Genomic DNA, 2,212 nt, shown 5'->3' with positions numbered 1-2,212 from the left:
CCCGCCCGCCGTTCCAGATGCGGGGGCGCGGGGACTGGACGGGGCGCGGGGAGAGAAAGGCGCCCTCCAGGTGGTGGCGGCGCCCGTGGTGGGTGACCTCGTCCTCGGTCCACAGGCGGTGGAGGAGTTCGAGGGTCTCCTCGAAGCGGCTGACGCGCTCTTCGGGGCGGGTGCCGTAGAGGGTGAACTCCTCGGGGCGGTAGCCGAGGACGAAGCCGGCGGTGAGCCGGCCGCCGGAGAGCACGTCCACATGGGCGAGCGTCTCGGCCAGGTGGACGGGGTGGTGCACGGGGGCGATCAGTCCGGCGGTGGCCAGTCCGATGCGGTCGGTGTGCGCGGCGAGATAGGCGAGCGTGGTGACGGCCTCGTGGTAGCCGGGCCGGTGCAGGTGGCGTTCGCCGAGGACGGCCCAGGTGAAGCCGGCCTGCTCGGCGAGGCGGACCTGTTCGACGGCGTCGGCGAGCCGGGGTCGGTCGGCGGGGTCGGCGTAGAGGTTGACGTACAGGCCGAGGCGCATGGGCGCGGTCCCTTCCAGGGTCGCCGGTCTCGCGGCGCAGGGCGGCTTCGGTTACGGTCCGGACCGTAACGGTAGCGCGGCGGCTTGGGCCGTGAGCGGCGCGACAGACGGGAGACAGCCGATGACCACTCCCCCGTACACAGGTCAGGACGGGCCGCGCGCGGCTCGCCTGGAGGCGGCGGCCGGGGCGCTGGCGGAGCGTCTGCGCGGCACGGTGCTGCCGGCGGTGGCGACGCCGATGGATGCGGACGGGGGTGTGGCGTACGGGGCGCTGCGGGAGTACGCCGCGCGGATCGCGGCCGGCCCGGTGGGCGGGGTGGCGGTGTGGGCGCACACCGGGCGCGGACTGTATCTGTCGGCGGAGGACCGGCGGCGGGTGCTCCGGGTGTGGCGGGAGGCGGTGTCCGGGCCGGTGGTGGCCGGGGCGGGCGTGCCGCGCGGGCAGCACGCCGGGGCGCGGGTGGGCGCGGCGGAGGCGGCGGCGGCGACGGTGGACATGGCGGTGCGGGCGGCGGACGGCGGGGCGGACGCGGTGATGGTGTATCCGCCGGCGCAGTTGGACGGGGACGAGGACGCGGCGGTGGCGCTGCACGAGCGGGTGGCGGCGAAGAGCGGGCTGCCGGTGGTGGGGTTCTTCCTGCACGGCGAGGCGGGCGGCTATCCGTATCCGCCGGCGCTGGTGGAGCGGTTGACGGGGCTCGCGGCGGCGGTGGGGGTGAAGCTGGCGACGCTGGACCGGGCGATGGCCTGTCAGGACGCGATCGCGGCTGCGCGGCGGAGCGGGGCGCTGGCGATCACCGGCGAGGACCGGATGTTCGGGCCGTCGCTGATGTGGGGCGCGGACACCGCGCTGGTCGGCATCGCGGCGGCCCGGGTGGGGCTGACCACGGCGGTGCTCCAGGCGTGGCGGGCGGGCGACGCGGCCCGGTTCCTGCGGGCGTCGGAGCGGCTGGACCGGTTCGCCCGGGTCACCTTCTTCGCGCCGATGGAGGGCTATGTGCGGCGGATGCTGTGGGCTGCGGTGTGGGAGGGGTTGATCCCGGAGGAGGCCGCCCACGACCCGTACGGGCCGGCGGAGGCGGCCGGGGAGCGGGCGGCGGTGGTGGCGTGCCTGGAGCACCTGGCCCGGGAGGAGGACTGACACAGCTCCCCCGGGCTCCGGTCGGCGGGCTCCGGTCGGGCTGTTCAGGCGGGAGGGGCTGTGCGGGCCGGCGTGCCGGCGGTGCGGCCCACCGCCGTCAGGTCCACGTCCTTGGTCTCGCGGTAGGCGAGGAACGACACGGTGCTGAGCAGGCACAGGGCCGCCACGTACCAGCGGTAGCAGTCTGCGTGGCCGTGTGCGGCGAGGTACTCGTGGAGGAAGGGCGCGGTGCCGCCGAAGAGCGCCACCGTCAGGGCGTACGGCAGTCCGACGCCGCTGGAGCGCACTGCGGTGGGGAACATCTCCAGGGTCGCCACCGGAGCGGCCACGGCATAGCAGAGGAATCCGACGGCGAACACGGACAGCGCGGTGGTGACGTCGGCGGCCGTGTCGCCGGCCGGTTGGAGCTGCGCGCCGAGCAGCGCGGCGAACGTCACGAACGCGGCCCAGTCGAACCACTCCATGGCGTTGCCGACCGAGGCGGCGATCACCCGGCGCAGCCGGTCCCGGCCGGAGTCCGCCGGGGTCGCGCCGGGTGATCGCCGCCTCGGTCG

The 2,212-nt window shown here is 75.9% G+C and carries 2 protein-coding genes and 1 pseudogene; 1 reads left to right on the top strand and 2 read right to left on the bottom strand.

All coding sequences use genetic code 11. The annotated features are described in order from the left end of the window. On the bottom strand, positions 1-517 hold a 517-nt coding region (locus tag C6N75_RS29110; RefSeq protein WP_146132712.1), incomplete at its 3' end, for an LLM class flavin-dependent oxidoreductase. A gap of 121 nt (positions 518-638) precedes the next feature. On the opposite strand from C6N75_RS29110, the gene C6N75_RS29105 reads away from it, so the two are divergent. Further along, entirely contained in the window at positions 639-1,658 is a 1,020-nt protein-coding gene (locus C6N75_RS29105; RefSeq protein WP_105871836.1) for a dihydrodipicolinate synthase family protein, read from the top strand. 44 nt (positions 1,659-1,702) lie between these two features. Here the strand turns inward: C6N75_RS29105 and C6N75_RS31015 are convergent. Then, a pseudogene (locus C6N75_RS31015) lies at positions 1,703-2,212 on the bottom strand (hypothetical protein); the annotation flags it as partial.

Origin of the sequence: Streptomyces solincola (assembly GCF_002982015.1) — a bacterium.
Taxonomy (GTDB): domain Bacteria; phylum Actinomycetota; class Actinomycetes; order Streptomycetales; family Streptomycetaceae; genus Streptomyces; species Streptomyces solincola.
The sequence above is the reverse complement of the archived record's forward strand: the minus strand, read 5'-3'. Positions and strand labels throughout refer to the sequence as shown.